We start from the raw sequence: 21,280 nt of genomic DNA on the forward strand, positions 1-21,280 counted from the left end.
AGGAATAGCTAGATGGTAACAAATACAGACATACAGGATTTAGGTCATTTTATCAATGGACAAACAGTTCTAGGGAAAAGCGGTCAGTTTTCAGATGTTTACAACCCAAGCACAGGTACTGTCATTGCTCGCGTACCTTTGGCAACAAAACAAGAGGTACAGGAAGCGATTGCTGCTGCCCAAGCGGCTTTTCCTGCTTGGCGTGCCTTATCAGTTGGTAAACGAGCTGAAATTATCCTTAGATTCCGCCAACTCATAACAGAAAATATCGATGAACTAATTGATATGATTTGTACAGAGAGTGGCAAAACGATTGAGGATGCCAAGGGCGAAATTACTCGCGGTTTAGAATCTGTTGATTTAGCTATCAATGCCCCCCATTTACTTAAAGGAGAGTATTCGGTGAATGTTGGTGGTCATATCAATGCCTACTCTCTGAAAGAACCATTAGGCATTGTAGCGGCTATTTCACCATTTAATTTCCCTGTCATGGTACCGCTAGCAATTACAAGTATGGCGGTGGCTGTAGGAAACTGTGTGATTCTCAAGCCGTCAGAGCGGGTTCCTTGCTCAGCATTATTTTTATCAGAGCTGTGGAAAGAGGCAGGCTTACCAGATGGGGTTTGGACTGTTATTAATGGAGACAAAGATGCTGTTAATGAGCTGTTATGCCATCCTGCCATTGAAGCGATTTCCTTTGTAGGCTCTACGCCAGTTGCAGAAGCCATTTATGCTACAGCCTCTAAACATGGGAAGCGTGTCACAGCACTTGGGGGAGGTAAAAATAATATGGTGGTTATGCCAGATGCTGACTTAGAGCATGTAGCAAATGCCTTTTTAGGGGCTGCCTATGGAGCTGCCTCCCAGCGTTGTATGGCACTGTCAACCATTATTCCTGTTGGGGAGGATACAGCCAATAAATTAGTGGGTATTCTTGCCGATAAAATTGCCAAATTAAAAGTGGGTCCCTATACAGATGCCGAAGTTGATTTTGGACCAGTCATTACTCAGCAATCAAAGGATGCCATCATTGGCTATATCGATCGTAGCCTAGAAGAAGGCGCAACATTGGTCTGCGATGGGCGAAATCCGGAAATTTCCAAACAATCGAACGGTTTCTATCTTGGACCTACATTACTCGATCATGTAAAGCCTGGAATGGAAATTTATGAACAAGAGGTTTTTGGACCTGCACGTAATGTCGTCCGCGTGGCATCATTAGAGGAAGCTATAGCCCTTATTAATGCCCATGAATTAGGAAATGGTGTAACCATCTTTACGAACAATGGTGCTGCAGCTCGAAAGTTTACCACTGAAATTGAAGTAGGTATGGTAGGTGTCAATGTACCCATTCCTATTCCAGTAGGCTATCATAACTTTGGTGGCTGGAAAMGTTCAAGATTTGGTGAGGGGCATATGTTTGGACCTGACCAAGTACGTTTCTTCACAAAAGCGAAAACCATTTCAGAAAAATGGATAGAACAAGGGAATGACGTTACCTCTTCCTTTGCATTTCCAAGTAATCAGGACTAATCCTAAAAAATAAATATTCGCGTAGTCAATAGCTACGCGAATATTTTGAAAAAACTGACGCGCCAACATGGTCACTAGATTTTACAGTTTAACTATTTGTTCTCTTTTTTCTCTTCCGTTTTTCTTACTTCTGAGAAATCTGTTTCTTCTCCAGCCTCCATGCCATAGCTAGGATTTCTATCCATACGAGTAAATGTATCTACATCATCCTCGTCTTCAAATCGCTTTACAAGAATAGGAATCGAAATTAGCCCAGCAAGACCAACGAGTGCATAAACCCAACGAGATAAGACCGCCGTTTGTCCACCAAATAAATAAGCCACTAAATCAAATCTAAAGAATCCAATGAGTCCCCAGTTGATTGCACCTATAATAACTAGTACTAAGGCGATTCTATAAAGCACGCTCATGTGTACACCTCCTTTATTTTCAATACTCCAAGCTATATTTCTTAGCAGGGAGGTGTCATAAGAAGCGATAAAATGACAAAGACTAGTCATTACAACCGCCATTTTGACGGTCTTATTTTTTGCAATAACCTCTTTTTTATACTGTGTACAAATGGCGAAATGACGTACTCTGATGAATGGCGTTACTTGGATAAATTTTTATGTGTCTGCTCATGCTGAAGCAGCCATTCTTTGCGCCACATTCCGCCTCCATAACCTGTCAGCGTTCCATTGGARCCGATAATTCGATGACATGGCACAACAATGCTGATATTATTTTTACCATTCGCACTACCAACAGCCCTTACAGCTTTTTCATTGTTAATAGCAATGGCGATATCCTTATATGAAGCCGTTTCACCAAATCCTACACTCGGTAAAACATGCCAAACAGCTTGTTGAAAATCTGTACCTCGAAAAACATAAGGAAATGAAAACTCCTGACGATCACCTAGAAAATACTCATGCAATTGCTTAACACATTCTAGTAAAACTTCAGGTGTGTCTTGCTGAGGAGTATTGACGACCTGCTCTCGCTCTGCAAAGTTAATGGCATCAATTGCTGTATCACTTCCCTCAACTTCTATAATCCCAATTGGTGATGAATAATCTAATTTATACCGTTTCATACAGTGACCTCCATAAATAAAAGGTGGCATAAGCTTGCCAGCCTTGCCAATGTTCCGCATAGTTCTTTAATTCTTCAATTGTTGGTTTTCGTTCTAATGCTAGTTGTATTTTTAAAGCATTATGTAGACCTACATCTGCTATAGGAAATGCTGTCGGTTGTTGCAGACATTTCATAAGCACATAATCTGCTGTCCATGCACCAATTCCTCGAATGTCCATTAATCGTTTTTTCATGGCTTCGTAGTCCTCTTGTTGCCACAGCAAATTTTTTGTCAATTGTCCGCTTGCCATAATTTTGGCAATATCAATAATGTATTCTGATTTCCTCCGTGTAAATTGGAGCTGTATTTATTCATCTGACGCTATAACGGCTATTCTCTCTGGCGTTGGAAACAGCCAGTAGCTTTGCCCCTCAAAGTAAACATATTCTCCAAAATGCTCGACAAATCTTTTTTTTAACATATAGGCAAAAGTTAAATTTATTTGTTGACCAATAATTGCCCAAATTAATGCTTCAAATAAATCAGGAATCCCGATTAACCGTAATCCATTATATTTCTTCACAAGTGGCTTTAGGATTTGATCGTTTTCAGCCATCTGGTAATACCCCTGCAAATCCTTTGTTAAATCAAACCACTCTGCGATATATTGTGCGATGATCGCCTGTTCATGGCTAGCTGGCTGTTTCATTGGAAATATTACTATTATTTTATGTGCTTGTTCAGTTATTTCACATAAAATAAATTGTTCATCAATCTTCAATAATTTGTAGAGCACATCATCCTTTATATGGTGAAGTATTTCGTGATGTGAGCGCTTTAAGAACTGCAAACACTCTCTATAATTAAATGCTTGTGGTAACTCGATAACTAAATAGCCAACATCGTTTGTCCATTTCATATCATTTCCCTCTCCTACGATAGGTTACGGTATTCTGTAGGCGAACAATTTTTCAGCCGTCGAAAAACTTTATAAAAATTAGATGGGCTTTGAAAGCCAGCTTCATAACATATTTCTAAATTTGTAAAGTCGGTATGTTTTAATAGATGGGCAGCCTTATCAATTCTGATTTTCTCTAAATACGTTCGAGGCGTCTCAGCAGTCTCTTGTTTAAATAGTCGTTCAAGGTGAAAGGGACTGAGGCCAACATGCTCCGCCATATCCTGTAAAGTCACTCTTTGTTTATATTCGTTCATAATAAAAGTCGTGACATTTTTAATCAATTGCGTGTGTGGGGAATGTTCGATTTCAGGCTGACATCGTTTACATGCCCGATAGCCAGCCGCCTCTACTTTTTGGATATCTTCATAAAATTCAACATTCATCTTTTTCGGCTTTCTGGATTTACAGGAAGGACGGCAATAAATCTTAGTAGTTTTAACCGCTGTATAAAAAAGCCCATCATAGGTTTGATCACATGTTATAATCTTTTCCCACTTTTCCTCAAAAGATAAATTGATGGCATTGTCCACGATTATCTCACCTCATTCCCATCGACTATATATATAACGCAGAAGTATCTTGGTCTTTTAATAATTGTGCAGCATGCTGTGTTAAATGCGCAATTATTTTATCTGAAAGTGCATTTCCAAAGCTAAAGCGTTTCACCCCTAATTCTTTTAGTAGCTTGACATTCGTTAAACTAGGTAATGAAAGAAGATTAATGGGCGCATTTATATTACGAGTCATCGCGCTTATTTCATTGGCATCTGTTAAGCCTGGGATAAATATACCACTTGCTCCGCTCTCAATATAAGCTTTTGCTCTTGTTATTGTTTCTTCAAATGGTTGCTCTAATTGAAAATACGTATCTGTTCGAGCATTAATAAAGAAATCTTTATAGCCATGATTATCTAATTCTTTCCTCATGTTTGTTAATAAATAACAGTGTTCAATTATGCTTCTTAAGCCTGTTTGATGTTTAAAGGAATCCTCAATGTTAATCCCTGCTACTCCTACATCTGCCGTTCTCAAAACATTGTCGATAATACTTTGTTCATCATGGCCATACCCCGCTTCTATATCTGCTGATACGGGTATCTTGACTTGCTCTGTAATGGATTGAATAATTGTTAGATGTCGTTGAAAATCGATTTGTTCACCGTCTGCATAGCCAAGTGAGTTCGCTATGCCCCAGCTTGTTGTACCGATTGCTTGAAAGCCTGCCTTTTCTAATGTTAATGCTGATATAACATCCCAAGCATTCCCAATAAATAATAGCTCTTGTGAAAAATGTAAATCATAAAATTGCTGAATTTTTGACATAATATAAGCCTCCATGCTGTTTGTTAGACCTTATATTATCAGGAACTATCCTTTTATTTCGTCCTCAATCTTGCTGTTATGGTCTATAATAATGTTTTAGCAAATAACATGGAAAATACAATAGTCAGAAAAATAAATTTATTCACACTTATTATCCTAGTTATGTTCGCTCTCATCCCCCCTGTTAGCGCAATAGCCCAACAGATAAGCTGCTAGATCCTATTGTGTTAGGACAGCATTTAATTCCAAAATGGTCTCCATCGAAGATATATTGAGTGATGTCCATGATCATTCTTTTGTGGCTAGAAATCAATCGTATCCATTCTTCTGGCATACGAGAGATACTATTTGGTTACGTTTAACCATGGATAATATTTGAATAGATAAAAATGAATCCCATTGGCTAGAGGTAACAGATAAACTAGATAGCATTGATATGTATATCATTATTGGAGTGACTTGCTTTGTGATGGGCGATACAATTCATTCCTTATTATCTAGATGTGACAAGGCTTTATATCAGGCCAAACACCATGGTAGAAATCGTGTGGAATTTTTACTGGATCATACAAAACCGGAGACGAAAATAGAGGCGTCATTATCTTGACGCCTCTGTTTCCCTGTTTACATATTGATTTGTGAATAATCAACTTGTATAAATAGTAAAAAACTATTCGCAGCCTTTTTAGCTATTCATCATTATGTTTAAAAAAAGCTGGCTTTGGAAGAAACCAATGTTAGTTCTAAACTAAATTAAGTAAGTGCCTGTTCCTTGGAAAGCTTTCGTTGTAAAGCAATTTCTCGGCGTTTTTCTTTCGTCACACGCTGCCAAATGACTACTGTAATGAATCCAATAATAGCTAAGCCTAATAAAATACCAAAGAATACTTTATAGCCCGCTGTGCCACCCCAGTAATCTAAACAAGCACCTGCAATAATTGGCATAAAGATTTCACCACTATAACCAATTATCATCAGTGGCATGGACACAGTTCCTGTTGATTCTACTGGATAATCGCCTTCTACTAGAATTGCAAAATGCATCGCTTGCAAAGCATACATAGATGTATAGATAATCCCAATGAACACTAAAAGCATAAGGATAAAAGAAGCTTTTCCTGGTAATAAAATGAGCCCTACTAAACCAAGTGCTAATAAAATATAGCCGATTAACACCATATTCGACACACCAATCCGGTCTCCTATGATTCCTGCACTAAAACTACCAATTGGACGACAATATTGCGAGAAGTAGCCCAAAGCCGCAGCAATTAACGTAGACGCACCAAATGCGGCCGTTGCATAAGGTGTAATGTAATAATAGCTAATAATCATCGCGTAGGACGTAAAGATAAGTATAGTCGCAAGCCAGGTAGTTGGCATCTTCAACACTTTCCAAAGGACTGCCCAATCAAACGTTTTACTGCTCTCTCTATCTTCTGGACTGACAGTTGCTTGATCTGGATCTTTATACAGCATCATAATCATGAGGCCCAACAAAAGACAAATCACAGAATACACCGTAATAACTGCTGAAAGAGCCATTTTATCACTCATATGTTTTGCAAAAAAAGCAAAGATCCCTAAAATCACAGCAGATTGAATAATGTTGGTTACACCACGTCCGCCTTCAAAAAATCCAAAAGCTTTTCCTTGTTCATTTTCAGAGCCTAAAGAACGAACCGCTTTTACTAATGCTCCCCAGAACGTCATAATGGACGTGATTCCCCAAGCAGCATGAATCAGTAGAAGAACTGGATAGGGTGGATACAATAATAATGTAAACCCTAATAATCCTGTGGCTACTAAAGAAATGGTTAATAAATATTTCGTTTTCCAACGATCTGCACAAAATCCTCCAAAAATATAGGAAATTAAACAACAAACACCATACGCACTACCAAGTGTCCCCATTTGTGTATTGGTTAAATGAAATGCATCCAGAAAGACATCATAATAGTAGTTTCTAAAATAAGGCAATGCGTAAATTAAGGCACCTGAAACAGCTAAAATAACTAAAGTAGCTGTATTCTTTTTTAACTTAGCTTCCATATGTTTACCCCTTATATGTTATTTACAAGCCATGACGTTTAATTTTTTGATTCCATTCCTTATGGAAGACTTGTTTGTCATTTTCTTTGATGACCATTTCCCCAACAATTTGGAAGTTTTCCTGATCGGATGTTTTGGTAACCGTAATATCCGCGTCAATCCACCAGCCTTCACGACCAATTTTCATCTTTTGATAGATTGTATACTGAGCTGACAGTGGATCAGCATTCGTTAAGGTTAATTCTCGTTTCAAATTATGTTCTACAGTGACATCAATATCATCAAAGCGATAAATACCTTCACCAAATACGCCTCCAACCCCATCTGTAATGCATGTCCATGTATCTGTTAAAATATCATAGGATATAGAACGATCAACTCTTCCTTCTTGCAGCGTTGTGATTGGCGTTAATGGTGCACTTTCAGCATTCATATTAGGTCCTACTACCTGCTGACCATGGAAGGTTGGCAATGATAAGGTAGCCGTTTCTAGATTTAATGTCAATGTAGCGTCTTCTGGCATTGGCCAAAACATCGGCCAAAACGTTGTAGCTAAGGATAGGCGTAAACGATGCCCCGCTTTAAATTGATGGCCACAGCAATCTAACTGAACAAAGGCCTTCACTTTTTCACCAGGTGTTAACAGGTCAACATGATCATGCCCATTTAAGTGTGTCAGGTTCATCACGCCATAGGATACACGAGTGACAGCTCCATCAGGTGCTACGTCTGATAGCTGTGCAAATAGCATTGCATGTGGTTTGTCACTCATTAATTCCACTTCAAATTTTGGATAGCCCACAATCTCTAAGGCTTTCTCTAGCCTATCCGTTTCAAAAACCATGGCCATTCCATCATCTAATCGTTGGTCTGCTGGACTTTCACCTAGTACGCCAGCGCCCATCCATTCACCAGATAAAAGTCCATGATTTTGAGGAGTTTTTAGTAGGACTTGCTCTTGTTGCTCACTACGGTTTTCTACTATTTTTCCATGTGTCAGTTGATACACCTTAGTTTGTATCGATTCCGCTGCTGGCCACGATTCTAAACCAACCCAATAGCCTTTGCTAATTGGTTTCTTAACGGATGGCTCCATGCTCTCTTCTACCCAGACATTCACCATTGGTCCATCCATTACATCGTTGTCTATTCCTTTTAACCAATGATCCCACCATTTCACAGCTTCTTGTAGAAAGCCCATTGCTGGACCCGGCACTCCATCGTGGGGATAAACATGTGCCCATGGGCCAATGATGCCTTTTCTCGGAACAGAAAGCCCTTCCATTAAACTTAAGACTGTGTTTGTATAGGAATCTTCCCAGCCATCTAGCGCAAAAACTGGGATTTCTATGTCTTGATAATTCTCACAAACTGAACCATGTTTCCAATAATCGTCTCTTGTTTGATGCTCCATCCATTGTGCCATCCATAAAGGCATATTTTCTAATCGTTCCATCCACTTATCACGCCAGCTATCGCCAACAATATGTGGATCAATTGGACGTAACTGGTAGGCTAACATAATAGCACCCCACCAGAAGTTATCGTTTAACAAGCAACCGCCCTTATAGTGAATATCATTGTTATAACGATCATCTGTAAAGCCTACGGTAATAATCGCCTTTAACGCCTTTGGTCGACGAGCTGCTACTTGTAGAGAATTAAATCCGCCCCACGATTTCCCCATCATCCCAATATTGCCATCACACCAGCTTTGGTTAGCAATCCATTCAATGACTTCAAGGGCATCATCCTGCTCTTGCTTTAGATATTCGTCCTTTAATAAACCATCTGACTCACCTGAACCTCGCATATCCACTCGCACAACAGCATAACCATGTCCTGCAAAATAACCGTGCATAGGCTCATCTCTTGCTCTTGTCCCATCTGTTTTACGATAAGGAATATACTCTAAAATGGCTGGTACTTTCTCTCCCAATTTTACATTTGGTAGCCAAATACGACTTGAAAGCCTTGTGCCGTCTGCTAACTCGATCCATGTGTTTTCAATCGTTTCATATGTACACTCAAATTGTGTCACAATTTTTTTACTCATTGTATAATCCTCCCCTTGTGTCTAAGTGCAAGACTCCTAGTTATAACATCCTCTTCGTCTAATTATTCTGAATCTTGATTATTTAGTAATCATGATTATAAAATAATTGTGATTAGTATATCACCTGAAATTCTAATGCACAACTCTGAAAATGACAAAAGCTAATGCTATAATGAAAGAAGATAATTAAAATTGCTATGCTATAATAAGTTTAAATTAGCTACAATAAGGTAAATATATACATTTAATTAATGATTTYACAGTAATTAATTGTTTGTTAGGGGGATATTACTTTGAAGAAAAATGAAATACAAAGGAGTCGTATGTGGAAATACTTTGTAGATGCCACTGCGGAAATCATCGAAGAAGAAGGGCTGGAAAATGTCACAATCCGAAAGGTTGCTGATAAAGCAGGTTACAACAGTGCTACTATCTACAATTATTTTTCAGAAGTCTCGCATCTTCTATTTTTTGCATCGATGAGATGCATGCAAGATTATACCAACGAAGTTGCTCGCTACATAGAAAGAGGCAAAGATCCTATTGAAAAATACTTATTGGCTTGGGAGTGCTTTTGTCAATATTCCTTCAAACAACCTCAGATTTTTCACGCAGTCTTTATCATGGATTTAGGGGAAACACCAGAAGCACTATTGGAAAATTATTATAATTTTTACCCCAATGATTTAATCAATATCCCTGATGATTTAAAGAMCATTTTATTTCAACACAGTCTAACGAAACGAGGGCGTTCTATGTTAGAGATCGCTTTAAAAGAAGGCTACTTAACTGAAGGCAATGTTGATGCCATCAATGAAATCACACTATTAATTTGGCAAGGTATGTTTACAAACCTATTGAATAATCGCAAAAGTTATGATGCCAAACAAGCAACGGCAATCACTATGAAATATATTACAGAAATCGTTCGTAATGCTAACCTTTTTGATGAGCAAACTAAAAATAAGCAATGAGAATCATACTAGCAATTGCCTTTCTTTAAACGCTTCTACAATACGTAAAAACCCCTTCTAGCAATGCTAAAAGGGGTTTCTGCTATTTTTGCCAATGATTTAGTTCCTTTAACAATTCGGGTAGCTGCAATTTCTTTACATCGATAGGTGGTAATGCCTTAATAAACTCTTTCCCATATGACTTACTAGTAATTCGTCGGTCTAGGACAATAAAAGCTCCTTTATCCTGCGAAGAACGTATTAATCGACCAAAGCCTTGCTTAAACCTCATGATCGCTTCTGGTAAGGAAAGCTCCGTAAAGGAATTGCGGCCTAGAGTAGTTAGATGCTTTGCCCTCGCCTTAAAAACAGGCTCTTCTGGTGAAGAAAATGGTAATCGTACGACAATAACAGAGGCAAGTGCATCTCCTGGAACATCTACCCCCTCCCAAAAACTGTTTGTGCCAAATAGAACGGCATGACTAAATTTTTGGAAGGATTTTAGAATGCGCATACGGCTACCGCCTGTAACACCTTGTGCAAATAGCATGTAATCATCTAATAGTTCACTATCTTGGATAAGCTCAACTGTTTTTCGTAGCATATCCTGTGCTGTAAAGAGTACAAAGCAACGCCCTTCTGTCATTCGAACAGTCCGCGTAATTGCATGGGCAACAGCCTCAATGTATTCTTCTTGGCTGACATGCTGAATATCTGGCATATCGGTGACGATAAATGCCTTAGCCCCAGCATAGTAGGCTGGTGGAGCTTGTAGTTTCAAGACTTCAACATTATCAGAAATGCCTAGCTGGCGTGTAACAAAGCGCTCATTGCCTGGTACCGTTAATGTGCCTGATGTCCAAACAATACTCGCTTGCTGACGTAAAGGTGCTAATACTTTTTCAATTATCGGCGTCACATTGACAGGCTTCTTAAAAACATGGAGACTGCCAGGGACACTCCGTACATCAAATTCTAACCAAACAGAATTGCCTTCCTGTGGTGACAGAAAAATATCGTCCCATTCAGCAATTTTTATCTTCACTTCTCGAATCCAATATTGCCATTCAGATAATACATATTGATCGTTTTTATCTAGCTGCTCAATCGCATTTTCGAACGACTGTGTAATGCTAGTAGCGAGATCCAGCCATTGCTGGGTTAGTTTGCTTACTTGTGCAAACGTTTCTTTCGCAAATGAAACATCCTCTAAAAACAAGGTGCATTTACTACCTGCTTGTTTCCCTTTCATTTGCTGTTGCAATTTTTGAATAGTTCTCTGGATTGTTTCATCAAATGTCCGCTGCAAACGTATGAATTGTGCATCAAGATGCTGTAAATTTTGCATGGCTACTCGCTGTTTTCTCTTCGCTGCCTGGCAAAACTGTTGAAATAAAGCCGTGTCCTCCATCGTACCAATTTGTCCAAAAATATACTTCCATTGTGTATAGGAGAAGACTACTTCATCCTGCTGCATAGCTGCCTGAATAAATTGATGCGCCTCGTCAATAATCCAGCCATCTATTTCTGTAAAAAGTGGTGTTTGACGCACTAAATCACTTMAAACCATGGCATGATTCGTTACAATACAGTCAGCAACTGCACTGTTCTTTAAAGCTTGCTCATAGAAATCAAAGCCCTTTGAAGGCTTGTCATTCGGTATTTTTCGGATTTTCTCTAAAAACAGTTGTCCGCCACCAGAAACATTGAGCTCGCTCAACACACCAGTCTCTGTTTTGGTCAACCACACAAGTATTTGTAAAATAGTAAATGTATCATCATAGGATTCATCAGCATATGCCATACATTGCTCAAAGCGATCGAGATCAATATAATGCTGCATTCCCTTCAGCACACACAAATTCACCTTTGTCCCAAGGATTTTTTCGATCTTTGGTAGCTCTTCTTCTACAAGCTGTTCTTGTAAATAGGAAGTATACGTACTGATGGCAATCTTTTTATTAACAGCACGGGCAAATAAGATGGCTGGAAGTAAATAGCCAGCAGTTTTACCAATACCCGTAGAAGCTTCAATCACGCACTCCTGTTGTTCATGTAATGCCCGCCAAATCGTGTCCATCATGTCAAATTGTGCAGGACGTTCCTCAAAATTTGGCAGTGCCTTTGACATTAAAGTTATTTTCTCATCTACTGATTGAGGGTAGGCAATCGTTTCTGTCACATGCTCATGCTTATTTCGGCCATTGCCAATCGCAAAATTACGGTAATAGTGTACATTTTCGCGGCCCGTCGTATGCTGGCGCTTAATTTGCAACGCCTCAAAAAAAAGCTGAGAAATATTTGATTTTAAGCGAAAGGAACGCTTATGCATCTGTTCAAGTGTAAGCTGTGGTAAACTTAGTAGCTCCTTCCAGCAATGCTTGAATAGCTCCGCTGTCGCGCGAGCATCGTCATCCGCTCGATGAGCATTTGCTAACTCAATATTTAAATCGGCCGCTAAATCCCCTAGCTTAAAACCAAGGGACATAGGGAACAAAATTTTAGCTAGCTCCACCGTATCCATTTTTTTACCTTGCCATTTCGGTAGTCCAGCACGTTTAAACTCTGCTTGTAAAAAGGATAAGTCAAAATCTGCATTATGTGCAACAAATACACAGTCAGCAAGTAGCTCATATATGTAATCCGCATGCGCTTCAAATGGGAAGGCATCCTTTACATCCTCATTCGTTATATGCGTTAAATCTTGAATGAAAGTGGGAATAGCTTTCCCTGGATTTATGAACTTCGTATAGGTACGCTCAATTTCCCAATCCTTCATAATAACAATGGCAATTTGAATCATCCGGTCCCCATTGGCTGGTGAATGACCAGTTGTCTCCAAATCTACAATTGCATATTTTTGACTTTCCATCATACATCTCAACTCACAGTTCACATTAGATAAGTTGAATTTTATCATATTATTGGCTCTGCGGCATCCTTTCTCCTCTTTGTTGAATCACCGCATCCATACAAAAAACGCAACCTTGGAGAAATCAATCCCCTAAGGTTGCGTTGTGGAATCGCTATGGAGTGCTTACTCAAACAACGTTACGCTTATTGTTTTTTTGCTACATCAACAATACGACCTTCTGTTGTTGTTTTCACTTCTTTAAGTGATAGTAATTGCTCTTGAAGGTTTTCCCAATCAGATAAGCCTAAATCTGTAACACGACCTTCTTCATATGCTTTACAAAATACTTCATAGCCATCTCCACCTTGCTTAGCAGTATAGGCATTTGTAGCTACTGTGTAAGTTTTACCATCTTCAATAGCAACATATTTACCTGTTGCTTTATCTAAATATTCGATAGATACAACACGTGAGCCTACTTCTTTTGACGAATCATATTGTAATTTCGCTCCAGCAATGTGTAAGAAGCCACCATTTTCTTTAGGTGCTTTTTCTAAGGACACTTCAAATGCTGCTTGTAGCTCAGCACCTGTTGCATCCATTAATGCTAATGTATTACCAAAAGGTAGTACTGTCATAACATGACCTACAGTAATTTCACCTGCTGGAATCGTCTCGCGAATACCACCACCATTTGTAAATGCCATCACAACTTTTTTATCTGAGTATTGTTGTGATTTTGCTAACATGCCATCTGTAATGAGATTACCTAATGCCGCTTCTTGTGTACGTACTAATTCACGTGATCCATCTAATGCTTCATTAAGTTTTACACCAATCTCTTGTTTCATGATTGCATCTACTTTTTCTTTAAACGGTGCAAGTTTTTCTAATGCCGCTTTATCCTCTGCTACTTTACCAAGGTCGATTAATTCACCATTATATTCAGTCACAACACCATTTCCATCAAATGTTACATCTAGTGTACCTAAATACTTTACATACTCATTAGCTTGTACAATTAATGTAGCCTCTTTTGCTTCGCCAGCTGTATTTGTATCTACGATAAATGGTTTGTCTAATTTTGTATGATCATGTGCACCTACAATAATGTCAATACCATCTACATTTTTTGCTAATAGTTGGTCATTATCTATATTCGCATTATCTTCAAATCCAATATGTGTTAAGGCGATAATTTTGTTAACCCCCATACCTTCAAAAGCCGCTACTGCTTTTTTGGCCTCTTCAATGTAATTTGAGAATGTTACTTTATCTGGAGATGCAACAGCTTTTGTTTCTTCTGTTGTTAAACCAAAAATACCAACTTTTTCTCCATCAATTTCTTTTACAATACCAGAATAAATTTTACCATTTTCAGGTTCACTTGAAATTAAGTCTGTAAATAAACCAGTGAATTTATCATCTGCTGAGAAATCTGTATTGGCATCCACAAATGGGAATTTAGCCCCTTTAACAAAATCCGCTAATGCTTGATGACCTTCTGGAGAGGCACCTAAATCAAATTCATGGTTACCAAATACCATTGCATCAAAGCCAATTTCATTTAATAGCGCTAGATCTGCTTGTCCATGGAATTCATTGAAATATAATGTACCATTAAATGCATCGCCAGCATGTAATGTTAAAACATTTTTCTTTGCTTCCCTTTGTTCTTTTACAGCTGTCGCCAATTTAGGTAATTCATTTGCACGAGCATGTGTATCATTCACATGTAAAATCGATAATGAGAATGCATCTGCTGGTGTTTCAGGAGTCTCTGGTGTTTCTGGTGTTTCTGGAGTCTCTGGAGTTTCTGGGTTTGATTTTGTTAGAGCCTCAGCAATGAATGTTGCCAGTTGTCCACGTGTAACTTTTTCACTAGCCTCATGATTTTTTGCACTTTCTAGCTCTGGTAATGTTGGGATAGATGCTAAAATTTTTGCTAAATCACCATGTGTAATTGTTTGGTTTGGACGGAAAGTATTATCTCCATAGCCTGTAATGACATTTAATCCTACAAGGGCTGCAATTGAGCCATAATAAGGATTTGATGCACTAATATCCGTAAATTTTGGATCCTCTACTTCTTTTGTATCCAATTTTAATGCGCCTGCAATCATTTTTGCCGCTTGTCCACGTGTGACATTTGTATCTGGTTTGAATGTACCATCTGGGTAACCACTAATAATCCCTGCTGCATAAAGTGTAGAAATGCCTTCAAAATCTGCATGACTTTCCTTTACATCCGAAAAAGGACTTGCTGCTGATGCTGGTACTACCGCTACCGCTGTTACAGCCAATGCTGCTGCAGTTACTGTTAAAAATTTGTTACGTTTATTTTCCATGACAAATGATACCTCCACTAGTAAAATGATGTACTAACAACTAAATTCTACATAAATATGACGCAAAATACTAGAACATTTGTAAAATTATAATTTTGTTAACTAGTTTAATAGTAATAAAAGCAAATTTTTGCCAGTAACTTTTGATATAAACGTAATCGCAAAAAAGGAGGATTGGCTATGCTTTGCCATCCTCCTCTCTAGTATTAATTTATTCYATGGCTGAATTCACATCACAGTTGCTTCTGGCTCGTGTGCGATCATTTCCTTAATTGTATTGCCCTCTCCCATGATGGCTACAGTTGGTTGATGGTCTTTTGCCTCATGATTATCCACATACACATAGGAAATAATAATGACAATATCACCACGCTGCACAAGTCTTGCTGCTGCGCCATTAACACAAATGACACCTGATCCTCGTTCACCAGCTATAATATATGTTTCAAAACGAGCGCCATTATTGTTATTAACAACATGTACTTTTTCGTTTGCCAGCATACCTACTGCATCTAAAATATCTTCATCTATTGTTATGGAGCCTACATAGTTTAAATCTGCCTGTGTCACTGTTGCACGGTGGATTTTACTATTCATCATCATACGTAACRTACTATMGTCCCTCTTTCACAGTAAAAATACAATTATCGATTAAACGTGTTTTACCTATATAAACAGCTGCTGCCAACAGAACTTGCTGAGTTGCAGTTGTCACTGGTGTTAAATCTGGATATGTTAATAATTCAATATAATCAATGCGGCCATGTGTTCTTGCATGAATATGAGCTTTTGCTTTTGCAAGTGCTTTATCAGCATCACCATTCGCTAAAAAGCTATCGCGAGCCAACTGTAATGCTTCATTGATTGCTGGAGCCTCTTGTCGCTCTGACTCACTTAAATAGACATTACGAGAAGATTTCGCTAAACCGTCCTCCTCGCGTACAATTGGGACAACACGCATTTCTAAAGGGAAATTAAAATCACGTACCATTGTCGCAATAATCGCAACCTGCTGTGCATCTTTTTGACCAAAATAAGCTCTTGTTGGCAGTGTTAAATGAAATAATTTAGAGACAACCTGTAAAACGCCATCAAAATGACCAGGACGACTTGCACCACAAAGAATGGTAGCCTGCTCACCTGCATGTAGACGAATCCCTCCATCTTGAGGATACATTTCTTCCACACTTGGTGCGAACACAATATCAACGCCCACAGATTCAGCTAATGCAGTATCTCTTGGCAAATCACGAGGATAACTTTCAAAATCCTCATTTGGCCCAAATTGTGTTGGGTTGACAAATATACTCATCACAACGACATCATTTTCTACACGAGCTGTTTGTGCTAATGTTAAATGACCTTCATGTAAATAGCCCATTGTCGGAACAAGTCCAATCGTTTTTTGAGCATGCTTAGCTGCTTGAATTTCTGTGGCTAATGCCTGTATGGTCGTGATGACTTTCATCATTTAACGCCTCCATATAGCTGATCTAATGCTTCCTCTTTCATTGTGAAGAAATGCTTTGGAGCTGGGAAAGTACCCGCTTTCACTGCTTCTACGTAACCCATCATCCCCGCGCTTGCTTCTTTGCCCATATCAGCAAATTGTTGAACAAATTTCGGTACATGGTGCGAACCGTAGCTTAGCATGTCATGATACACCAGCACTTGTCCATCAGCCTCAMTACCAGCGCCYATGCCAATGGTTGGMATAACAAGACWMGCWGAAACAATTTCTGTCASCTGMTGARGGATACATTCCAACACGACTGCACATGCTCCAGCCGCTTCGCATTGTTTTGCTTCTTCAAGCAGTGTAGTAGCCTGTTCAGCTGTTTTTCCTTGTACCTTATAACCACCAAGCACTCCCGCTGATTGAGGCAACAAGCCTAAGTGAGCTACTACTGGAATACCAGCTGACGTTAATTTACGAATGACAGGTATAACTTCACCTGCCCCCTCAACCTTTAAAGCATCTGCTCCTGTTTGTTGCATCATCGCAATGGCTGTTTTGAGTGTCTCATTGACATCGCCATGATAAGAACCAAAGGGCATATCAACGACTATAAACGTATCCTTTGCCCCTCGTCTTACTGCTTTTGCATGATGGACCATATCCGCTACAGTTACAGGCATTGTAGAATCATAGCCAAGCACGACCATTCCAAGTGAATCCCCGACTAGTATCATCTCAACGCCAGCTTCTTCCGCGAATTTAGCAGCTGGATAATCATAGGCCGTCACCATCACGATTTTCTCGCCTGCCGCTTTCATCTTTAAAAAATCTGTTGTCGTTTTCATTTTGTAGTCCTCCTTTTTTAAAGGAAGAAAACAGAAAAACCCTTCTGGCCGAAAACAGACWGAAGGGTAGTGTGTCGTTVAATGATAAAAAGACMCCTGAAAGAGGCAATAGCTTACAAAATGAAAGCTATATTTGAACGTATCRTTTTCTTCCGTCCCTGTCTAAAAGATCAAGGCAGATATTTGATAGTATAGTCTATTGCGTTTTTGAAGGTGCCGTTCACAATGGATACTGCCCTTCGCACATACTATAACAGATTTTCCTATTAATCTTCAAATATTATTTTCTTACAATATCTTCGTCTAACAACATTGGAAAAAATTTTCTTTTAGAATTGACAATCAATGTTATACGTCATATACTATCCACATACTATATGTCATATAATATAAAATGAAGTATAGGTATTACATGTGAGGTGAAAAGATGACATTTCAGCTTGGTTCAGCTTTACTTGATGCTTGTGTACTGGCTATTGTCGAGAAAGAGGACGCCTACGGTTATTCTTTAACACAGCAGGTACAATCAGTCATGGAGATTTCAGAGTCTACACTGTATCCTGTATTACGCCGCTTACAAAAAGCGCATTACTTAACAACGTACGATCAACCTTATCAAGGTAGAAATAGACGCTATTATCAAATTACGGAGCAAGGACGTATACGATTATTAGAGCTATTAAAAGAATGGCAAATGTATAAGGAAAAGGTTGATTGTGTACTTTTAGGAGGGAATTTAGATGGATAGAGCAAGCTATTTGAAACAGCTACGAGGAAAATTACGTCGGCTTCCTGCGCATGAGTTAGACGCTGCGCTTGCCTATTATGAAGAATACTTTGAGGAAGCTGGAGAGGAAAATGAGCATCAGGTCATTTCACAACTTGGCTCTCCTTCACACGTCGCCTCACAAATATTAGCTGATTTCGCATTAAAGGATTTAGAAACCTCCTCGGCAAAATCAACAAAAAAGAATATGTCTGCCATTTGGCTCATTATTCTAGCTATACTGTCTGCGCCCCTTTCATTGCCATTACTTGCAACAGCCATTGCACTCATTTTTTCATTTGGCGCAGTCATTATCAGCTTAATCTTTGCTATTGTCGCAACTGTTATTAGTATTTTTGCTGGTGGCGTTGTGGCGATCATTTCAGGTTTCTTAATTTTAACAGAGCATTGGCCGACCGCACTGCTCTTTATGGGTGTCGGGTTAATCGTAACGGGCTTGGGTGTCCTACTGTTCCCAGTTGTTGCTCGTGTTATCAAGAAAACCGTTGTTGTCTCTGTTGAAACATTAGGCAGACTGTTCCATAAAATGACAAAGAAGCAAAAAAAGGGGGACTTCTAAATGACGTCAAAAAATACCCTTATAGCCATGACAATGATTGCATTAGGCATTCTACTCGCATTGATTGGCTATTTTTCAGGGGGTCGCTGGCTGATTCTTAAAGATTCAGAGGGTCTTTATGTCCCAAGTAATACTAAATTAATAAGTCAGTCTCATGCTTTAGATGCATTCACAAGCATTAATATCGTAAATGATTATGGAGATGTGGAGATTGTTGCAAGTGATAGTGACTATAAATTAGACACAAAGGTCCATGAGCAAGAAGATGTAACATATCATATTGATAACGGAACTTTAACCATCGAAACAATGGCAAAGAAAAAGGATGGTTTTCAATTTGGCTTCGGTAACCTCTCTTCCCCTTCAATCAAACTCTATGTCCCAAAAGATACAAAAATAGAGGTGATTGTAATAGACAGTAATTTTGGCGATACAGCCATTCATGGGCTCCAGTATCAGCAGCTTAATCTCATCCAGGATTATGGAGATATTACTTTCAACAGCACGACGGGTGACAAAACAGAGATTAGGCAGTCCTTTGGTGATTTGACGCTTCAGCAACTTACTAGTAACGGCTTCACTATTGAGAGCGAGCATGGAGATATCGATATAGATGGCACATTAAATGGGCAAACAACCATTACCTCTAGTTTTGGCGATACAACGATTCACTTACAAAACAAACAAAGTGATGTAGGCTATGCTCTCAAAACAGACTTCGGTGATGTGACCATTAATGATGAAGAACAAAGTGGCACCGTGACTCAGGTAACGAAGGGTCAGCACCAACTGAATGTTTCCTTATCACATGGTGATATAGATGTGTCACTAAAATAAAGAATAGACTATAAAAGAAGCTGCAAGTACAGGACGTTACTTGCAGCTTTTCATATTGTTGAAAAACAAAACCATTAATAGAATTTTTGTGAAAGGTGAAAATGGTTTCCGTTGCAGGCTACTTTCTTTCCTGTGGGCGAGCGCCGATCCCACGGGAGTCAAGTAGCCTTCCACTTCAACCTACAAAAGTNTTACCTTTTTGCAAAGGTTTYCMAATAAAGTGAAGGTSTTCACKACYCTTTATGAAGRGSTKYTGAYACKCATKACTTCYYCRCAWTGAAAWTAARAGTCTATCSWTTCTCTAATMATACAAATAATRGRTTAWTTTGTTYGCTACGGCYAGTATGAAAGATAARGMAAAGMMWCTTTTGCAGAATRGTTGATTGGAGTGGAGCCAGCGTCACTCCTAGGGGATTTAGCGTCACAGATRAGACCCTGGAGCGAACGTAAGTGAGTGAAGCGGCTCATCGGACGCCCCCTGGAAAGGACGCTGGCGGAACGGAAATCACCCCCTCACCTTGCAAAGTTGCTTTTTCTGCAGTTKACATCATCTTTTTGCMACAACATGAGAAGSCGCAAGTAWMGKMCWKTACTTGCAGCTTCTTTTTTATAATATTTTGATGTCTCCTGCATAGATCGTTCGAACCGTTCCATCGTCCTGTGTCAATTGCAGAACACCATCGTCTGTAATGCCACTGGCAACCCCTTCAAAACGTTCGCGTATCGTCGTTACCTCTATACGTTGACCAATTGTACAAGACATTTGCTGCCATAGTGTCTTTAGACTCGCAAAACCTTCTTTAACGTATAGTTCTGTAAATTGTTCTAAATAGTGTAAGATAGAGGCCACAAGTGCTGCACGATTGATTTCTTCTCCAGCTTCTAATCGTAATGAAGTGGCAATATCCGCAATATCAGGTGAAAAGTCAGCTGCTGCTTGGTTCGCATTTATGCCAATTCCAACAAGTAAAGCTTGCACAAGATCCGCCTCTGCTTGCATTTCCGTTAAAATCCCCGTACATTTTTTGCCATTAATCAATAAATCATTGGGCCATTTAATCGCTGGCTCTACATCTTTATATAAGGTTTTAATGGCCATTGTGACAGCTACTGCCACCACAAGTGTATAGGATGAGGCCTGCTGGGGCGTAACATCTGGCCGAACGATAACGGTCATCCAAATACCTGTCCCATGTGCAGACTCCCAAGGACGAGCCATACGACCACGCCCCGCTGTTTGCTCCTCACCAATAATAATTGTACCGTGTGGAGCTCCTTCCTGTGCAAGCTTATGCGCAATTGTTTGTGTTGAATCAACTACATCGTAATAATGGATCTCACGTCCAAAATGCTCTGTCTTTAAAAAAAGCTTAATCTGTGTGGGGCTCAAGCTATTTGGTACACCTGTCAATACATACCCCTTTTTCTTAATTGTATCAAATGTATACCCTTCCTCTTGTAATGTTTGCATATGCTTCCAAACAGCGGTTCTTGAGACACCAAGAGAATCTGCTAATTCCTGACCTGAAACCGCTTCTCCATCAGCWGCCAATATTCTTTTTAAAMTTTCGTCCTTCATGKAAATTGTCATCTTCACATCWATCCTTTAGTTAACTGTMMTCTTGTTATGTAACTYAKTKTGTCTTAATCATA

Annotated in this window: 18 protein-coding genes and 1 pseudogene; 6 read left to right on the forward strand and 13 right to left on the reverse strand. The window is 39.2% G+C overall.

From position 1 onward, the window contains the following. Positions 1–12: 12 nt before the first annotated feature. Positions 13–1,533, forward strand: a complete 1,521-nt coding sequence (locus ACHZEU_RS06355) for a CoA-acylating methylmalonate-semialdehyde dehydrogenase (protein WP_404804228.1) — start codon at positions 13–15, stop codon at positions 1,531–1,533. A gap of 92 nt (positions 1,534–1,625) precedes the next feature. Here ACHZEU_RS06355 and ACHZEU_RS06360 read toward each other — a convergent pair whose 3' ends face one another. From ACHZEU_RS06360 to ACHZEU_RS06380, 5 genes and pseudogenes are all read right to left on the reverse strand, one after another. Further along, positions 1,626–1,943, reverse strand: coding sequence for a DUF378 domain-containing protein (locus ACHZEU_RS06360; RefSeq protein WP_048389879.1), 318 nt, complete (start codon positions 1,941–1,943; stop codon positions 1,626–1,628). Between the two features lie 182 nt (positions 1,944–2,125). After that, complete coding sequence (locus ACHZEU_RS06365; protein WP_404804230.1) at positions 2,126–2,611, reverse strand: methylated-DNA--[protein]-cysteine S-methyltransferase; 486 nt, start codon at positions 2,609–2,611, stop codon at positions 2,126–2,128. Continuing rightward, positions 2,598–3,512 (reverse strand): annotated as a pseudogene (locus ACHZEU_RS06370) (DNA-3-methyladenine glycosylase family protein). Before ACHZEU_RS06370 ends, ACHZEU_RS06365 begins: the two are co-directional and overlap by 14 nt. 14 nt (positions 3,513–3,526) lie before the next feature. Further along, on the reverse strand, positions 3,527–4,084 hold the full coding sequence (locus ACHZEU_RS06375; protein WP_112117678.1) for a bifunctional transcriptional activator/DNA repair enzyme AdaA: 558 nt from the start codon (positions 4,082–4,084) through the stop codon (positions 3,527–3,529). 25 nt (positions 4,085–4,109) lie between these two features. Next, entirely contained in the window at positions 4,110–4,877 is a 768-nt protein-coding gene (locus ACHZEU_RS06380) for an isocitrate lyase/phosphoenolpyruvate mutase family protein (protein ID WP_054550721.1), read from the reverse strand. Positions 4,878–5,346: 469 nt separating this feature from the next. Between ACHZEU_RS06380 and ACHZEU_RS06385 the strand changes: the two genes are divergently transcribed. Next, a complete protein-coding gene (locus tag ACHZEU_RS06385; protein WP_404804231.1) occupies positions 5,347–5,484 on the forward strand; it encodes a hypothetical protein in 138 nt (45 codons plus the stop codon). Positions 5,485–5,630: 146 nt separating this feature from the next. Here the strand turns inward: ACHZEU_RS06385 and ACHZEU_RS06390 are convergent, their stop codons facing one another. Together ACHZEU_RS06390 and ACHZEU_RS06395 are read right to left on the reverse strand one after the other, a co-directional pair. Further along, a complete protein-coding gene (locus tag ACHZEU_RS06390; protein WP_279494477.1) occupies positions 5,631–6,929 on the reverse strand; it encodes an MFS transporter in 1,299 nt (432 codons plus the stop codon). A gap of 22 nt (positions 6,930–6,951) precedes the next feature. After that, a complete protein-coding gene (locus tag ACHZEU_RS06395) occupies positions 6,952–8,985 on the reverse strand; it encodes a CocE/NonD family hydrolase (protein ID WP_279494476.1) in 2,034 nt (677 codons plus the stop codon). Positions 8,986–9,308: 323 nt separating this feature from the next. On the opposite strand from ACHZEU_RS06395, the gene ACHZEU_RS06400 reads away from it, so the two are divergent. Further along, complete coding sequence (locus ACHZEU_RS06400; RefSeq protein WP_404804577.1) at positions 9,309–9,959, forward strand: TetR/AcrR family transcriptional regulator; 651 nt, start codon at positions 9,309–9,311, stop codon at positions 9,957–9,959. Positions 9,960–10,041: 82 nt separating this feature from the next. On the opposite strand, the gene dinG is transcribed toward ACHZEU_RS06400, so the two are convergent. The 5 genes from dinG to panB all read right to left on the reverse strand — a co-directional run bounded on the left by dinG (position 10,042) and on the right by panB (position 17,444). Further along, complete coding sequence (dinG, locus tag ACHZEU_RS06405; protein ID WP_404804232.1) at positions 10,042–12,813, reverse strand: ATP-dependent DNA helicase DinG; 2,772 nt, start codon at positions 12,811–12,813, stop codon at positions 10,042–10,044. A gap of 182 nt (positions 12,814–12,995) precedes the next feature. Further along, on the reverse strand, positions 12,996–15,140 hold the full coding sequence (locus ACHZEU_RS06410; protein ID WP_404804233.1) for a 5'-nucleotidase C-terminal domain-containing protein: 2,145 nt from the start codon (positions 15,138–15,140) through the stop codon (positions 12,996–12,998). 228 nt (positions 15,141–15,368) lie between these two features. Continuing rightward, positions 15,369–15,743 (reverse strand): aspartate 1-decarboxylase, encoded by a 375-nt coding sequence (gene panD, locus ACHZEU_RS06415; protein WP_404804234.1) that lies wholly within the window; start codon positions 15,741–15,743, stop codon positions 15,369–15,371. Between the two features lie 10 nt (positions 15,744–15,753). Continuing rightward, on the reverse strand, positions 15,754–16,608 hold the full coding sequence (gene panC / locus ACHZEU_RS06420) for a pantoate--beta-alanine ligase (protein ID WP_404804578.1): 855 nt from the start codon (positions 16,606–16,608) through the stop codon (positions 15,754–15,756). Next, the gene (gene panB, locus ACHZEU_RS06425) at positions 16,608–17,444 is read right to left on the reverse strand and encodes a 3-methyl-2-oxobutanoate hydroxymethyltransferase (protein ID WP_404804235.1); all 837 of its coding nucleotides are present in this window, start codon (positions 17,442–17,444) and stop codon (positions 16,608–16,610) included. Before panB ends, panC begins: the two co-directional genes overlap by 1 nt. A gap of 427 nt (positions 17,445–17,871) precedes the next feature. On the opposite strand from panB, the gene ACHZEU_RS06430 reads away from it, so the two are divergent. From ACHZEU_RS06430 to ACHZEU_RS06440, 3 genes are read left to right on the forward strand one after another with little or no spacing between them, the layout of a single operon-like run. Next, a complete protein-coding gene (locus tag ACHZEU_RS06430; RefSeq protein WP_004232706.1) occupies positions 17,872–18,192 on the forward strand; it encodes a PadR family transcriptional regulator in 321 nt (106 codons plus the stop codon). After that, a complete protein-coding gene (locus ACHZEU_RS06435) occupies positions 18,185–18,790 on the forward strand; it encodes a DUF1700 domain-containing protein (RefSeq protein ID WP_066037628.1) in 606 nt (201 codons plus the stop codon). Before ACHZEU_RS06430 ends, ACHZEU_RS06435 begins: the two co-directional genes overlap by 8 nt. After that, entirely contained in the window at positions 18,791–19,627 is an 837-nt protein-coding gene (locus ACHZEU_RS06440) for a DUF4097 family beta strand repeat-containing protein (RefSeq protein WP_404804236.1), read from the forward strand. It begins immediately after the preceding gene. Positions 19,628–20,234: 607 nt separating this feature from the next. Here the strand turns inward: ACHZEU_RS06440 and ACHZEU_RS06445 are convergent. After that, positions 20,235–21,218: a biotin--[acetyl-CoA-carboxylase] ligase gene (locus tag ACHZEU_RS06445; protein WP_404804237.1), complete on the reverse strand. Its 984-nt coding sequence runs from the start codon at positions 21,216–21,218 to the stop codon at positions 20,235–20,237. Positions 21,219–21,280 lie beyond the last annotated feature (62 nt).

The sequence above is a fragment of the Lysinibacillus sp. S1 genome, from assembly GCF_044986265.1.
Lineage (GTDB): Bacteria > Bacillota > Bacilli > Bacillales_A > Planococcaceae > Lysinibacillus > Lysinibacillus capsici.